This is a genomic window from Betaproteobacteria bacterium (genome assembly GCA_016791345.1).
Lineage (GTDB): Bacteria > Pseudomonadota > Gammaproteobacteria > Burkholderiales > JAEUMW01 > JAEUMW01.
This window is the reverse complement of record JAEUMW010000085.1, coordinates 1-3,984: the sequence shown is the minus strand read 5'-3', so window position 1 is coordinate 3,984 and position 3,984 is coordinate 1. Positions and strand designations below refer to the sequence as shown.

Annotated in this window: 5 protein-coding genes; all 5 read left to right on the top strand. The window is 66.6% G+C overall.

The features are described 5' to 3' along the window. The first annotated feature begins 109 nt into the window (after positions 1 to 109). Positions 110 to 1,852, top strand: a complete 1,743-nt coding sequence (locus JNK68_03470; GenBank protein MBL8539411.1) for a DUF4157 domain-containing protein — start codon at positions 110 to 112, stop codon at positions 1,850 to 1,852. Between the two features lie 3 nt (positions 1,853 to 1,855). Next, a complete protein-coding gene (locus JNK68_03465; protein MBL8539410.1) occupies positions 1,856 to 2,290 on the top strand; it encodes a hypothetical protein in 435 nt (144 codons plus the stop codon). A 65-nt stretch (positions 2,291 to 2,355) separates the two neighbouring features. Then, positions 2,356 to 3,012 (top strand): hypothetical protein, encoded by a 657-nt coding sequence (locus JNK68_03460; protein ID MBL8539409.1) that lies wholly within the window; start codon positions 2,356 to 2,358, stop codon positions 3,010 to 3,012. An 8-nt stretch (positions 3,013 to 3,020) separates the two neighbouring features. Next, positions 3,021 to 3,329 carry a LysM domain-containing protein gene (locus JNK68_03455; protein MBL8539408.1) on the top strand — a complete coding sequence of 103 codons (309 nt, stop codon included), beginning with the start codon at positions 3,021 to 3,023 and terminating at the stop codon, positions 3,327 to 3,329. Further along, positions 3,322 to 3,984 (top strand): hypothetical protein (locus JNK68_03450; GenBank protein ID MBL8539407.1); only part of this gene is annotated, 663 nt, incomplete at its 3' end. The genes JNK68_03455 and JNK68_03450, both read left to right, overlap by 8 nt.

Here is a 3,984-nt window from a genome sequence, read left to right as displayed (position 1 = left end):
GTACGACTACGTCCTGAAGGGGCTGGCGAACGACTTCTGGTCGCTTGTGCAGGCCGATTTCGTCGACACCGATCTGTTCAAGGAATAGTCGCGGGAGGAATGCAGGATCATGGGGGCGGAACGCGTCACTGTCGCCAAGCCGGACGCACGCGCGGGAGTGCAGCACGCGGCCACGCCGGAGCGCGCGCCGAGCGCAATGCCGCGCGGTCTGGGAAGTGCCGGCACGCCGCTGCCGGCGAAGCTCAGATCGTTCTTCGATCCGCGCTTCGGCTTCGACTTCGCCGGCGTGCGCCTGCACACCGACACTGCCGCGGCGCAGAGCGCGCGTGAAGCAGGCGCCGTGGCCTACACCGTGGGGCGGCACATCGTCTTTGGCCGCAACCACTACGCGCCCGACACGCGCACGGGGCGCAATCTGCTTGCGCACGAGCTTGCCCATGTCATCCAGCAGCGCGAGGTGGCAAGCGACGCCGTGCACGGGGTGAGCGAAGCGGGCACGGCGTGCGAACGCGAGGCGGACCGCGCGAGTGCCGCGGCGCTCGCTGGCGCGGCAGTCGTGCGGCCGTCGAGCATCGGGCGCAGGCCGCAACTGCAGCGGCGCAGCATCTTTGCCCAGATCGCCGGGCTCTTCCGCGGCGACGATTTCGCCACCGACGAGCTCGTTTCCTATATCGCCCAGCTCGAGAAAAACGGCCGGATCGAGGACTTCACCGACAGCGACAACAAGGCGCGCGCGGTGGTGCGCGCATGGCGCGCGGGCAAGCCGCAGATCAAGCTCACGCCGAAGAGCAAGATGCTGCTCGTGAAGGAAATGCAGTCCGGCTTCACCGGCGACGACGACGAGCAGGCGATCCTGGATCTGCTGAACGGCACGCCCAATTCGGAACTCTCCGAGATGCTTGGCCCGGGCAAGCTGCAGGCGGAGGATCTGCTCTCCGATTTTCACGGCGCCGAGGAAACACGCCTGTTGCGCTTCTTCGACGAACGCTTCGAGGGCGGCGCGAAGGAAGCGCGCAAGGGTTCGACCCGTCTCAAGCCGCGGGCCGAGGCCTTCGGCAAGGAAAAGGCGGAAGTGCGCGATGCCGCGGAGGCGGCGGAGGTGCGGCGCATCATCCAGGACATCAAGGACAAGTACGGCATCGACGTCGATTCGGACGCCGGCATCGCCGCCATCAAGAAGTCCTACACCAACGTGCCGGCCGCGGTGACCGGGGCGCTGAAGACACGCGCCTGGAAACTCGACGAACTGCACGCGCTGGAACGCGCGCTCGCGCACTTCGCGCCGATCCTCGGCAAGGAGCGTGCGGCATCGACGCGGGCGAAAAGCGACCAGGAAGTCACCACCACCAGCAAGGTGGAGCAGGCCATCGACGAAGACAAGCCGTCCGGCGTGCTCGACACCACCACGCTCGGCGAATACTTCAAGGACTCGAAGAACTTCGGCATGTTCAAGGCGGGCGAGACGTCGACCGTCGACTTTCCCGGCGACGTTCCGACTCAGCTAGAGGGCACGACCGTCCACGAGATCGCGCACGGCCTGCTCGACTACGCGATCGCGAGTTTCGTTGCGACCTTCAAGTACTGGAAGAGCACGTTGGTCGCCGATGCCAATGCGACGACGCGCGTGGCGAACAAGTCGGTGGAGGCGCCGCCCAGCTTCTACGGCGGCAAGTCGGCGAAGGAGGATCTCTCGGAGACTGCGATGTTCTTCTTCGTCAAGCCGGCGCGGCTCCAGAGCGGCGCGACACCCGCTCCGGCCAAGGGCACGCCGGGTAACCCGTGCCCGGGCCGCTTCTCGTTCATGGAGAAGCTCGTGAAGGCGTGGAAGCCCAAGCCCAAGAAGACGAAATGACCCATGAGCCTGGAGCAATGGATCGCGCTGCGGGATGCGCCGATGAAAGAGATCCGAAGCCGGTTCGCGATCGACGATGCGCACGTCGACCGCAACACGAGCTACGGCAGGCTCGGCCCGCTGACCGAACTGCACGACGCGAAAATACATCCGGCCCGCTTCTACTTCGACGGCGAGACGCCGGTGCTGATCTACGTCGACGACGCCGCTGCGCTGGCGCGCTGCGACGCTGCGGAACTCTTGGAGCGTCTGGGCAAACCGGCAGCAGAACTGCGCTCGCGTGCCGGCAAGACCTTCACGCACTACGTCTATCCCGCTGCCGGAATCGCCTTCTCGGCACATCGGCAGGAGATCGCTTACGTCGAAGTCTTTCCGCCGTGCAGCCTGCAGGATTATCTCGACCGCATCTACGTCGATCCGGGAGTCTTCACGAAATGACCGCGCACGGATTTCCCGAATCGTCGGCGTAAGGCCAGCGCTTAAAGCAACGAGGATCCGCATCCATGTCCGCATCCTTTTCGCCGCGGCTCATCAAGGGCGGCATCGTGCTGGTCAAGCCCGATTCCGGCAAGGTGCTGCGCGTGATCGCGCTCCAGTACAACCCCGACACGCTCACGCGCACGCTGCAGCCGCAGGGCATCAGCGGCGAGTCGAACAACCGCGCCGAAGCCACGCGGCTGAAGGGGCCGCCGGTCGAGACCATCAAGCTCGACGCCGAGATCGACGCCACCGACCAGCTCGAGTTTCCGGATCGCAACCCGAATGCGATGCAGGTCGGCGTGGCCGACCAGCTCGCCGTGCTGGAGACGATGATCTATCCGGCGAGCGCCGATCTCGTCGCGAACAACAGCCTGCAGGCGACCGGCACGCTGGAGATCGCACCGATGGAGGCACCGCTGCCGCTCTTCGTGTGGAGCCAGAACCGCGTGGTGCCGGTGCGCATCACGGAGTTCAGCGTGACCGAGGAAGCCTTCGATCCACTGTTGAATCCCATCCGCGCGAAGGTGAGTCTCGGCCTGCGCGTGCTGTCGGTCGACGACCTCGGTTTCGATCATCGCGGCGGCAACATCTTCCTCGCCTATCAGCGCAACAAGGAGCGGCTGGCGGGGCTCGCCCCGGGCGCCTCGCTCGGCACGCTCGGGCTGGGAGGCATCCCGTGAGACGCGACTTGATCGGCTCGCTGTCGCGCTACGCGCAGATCGGCACCGCGACGCTCACACTGCCGGACGGCACCCAGATCGCCTACCTCAAGCGCCGCTTCGTGCCGCCGATGGAGCGCTTCGAACTGATCCAGGAACATCTGGTCACGCACGGCGACCGGTTCGACAACCTGGCTGCGCTCTATCTGGGCGACCCCGAACAGTTCTGGCGCATCGCCGACGCGAACGGCGCGCTGCTCCCCGACGACCTTCTCGAAGTGGGGCGGCGACTGCGCATCACGCTGCCCGAAGGCATCCCCGCGCCGAGCCGTGAATAAGGGCATCCATCTCACGCTGCTGGTGGGGCCTGCGGTGCCGGTGCCGGTGCCGCGCGCGGTGATCGACGCGCTCGAATCGGTGCAGATCACCTCCAGCGCCGGCAGTCGCAGCGGCTTCCAACTGACGTTCTCGCTGTCGAGCAAGTCGCCGCTCTACACCTTCCTCGTGCTCGCGGCGGGTCAGGTGCCGTGGCTGCGCGTGATCCTGATCGCCACGCTGAACGGCGCGCCGAACGTGCTCGCCGATGGCGTCGTGACGCGGCAGGAAGTGGGCGGCGCGAACGAGGCCGGACAGTCGACGCTGACGGTGACGGGCGAGGATCTGACCGCGGTCATGGACCAGCAGGAGTTCAGCGGGCTGCCGTATCCAGCTATGCCGGCCGAGGCGCGGGTCGCGGTGATCGTCGCGAAGTACGCCCTCTTCGGCATGATCCCGATCGTCGTCCCGAGCCTGTTCGTCGACGTGCCGATCCCGACCTCGACCATCCCGACGCATCAGGGGACGGACTTGGCCTACGTGAACGAGCTCGCGCGGCTGGCGGGTTACGTCTTCTACGTCGAGCCGGGGCCGGTGCCCGGCACCAACACGGCGTACTGGGGGCCGGAGATCCGCATCGGCGTGCCGCAGCCGGCGCTCAACATCGGCATGGACGCG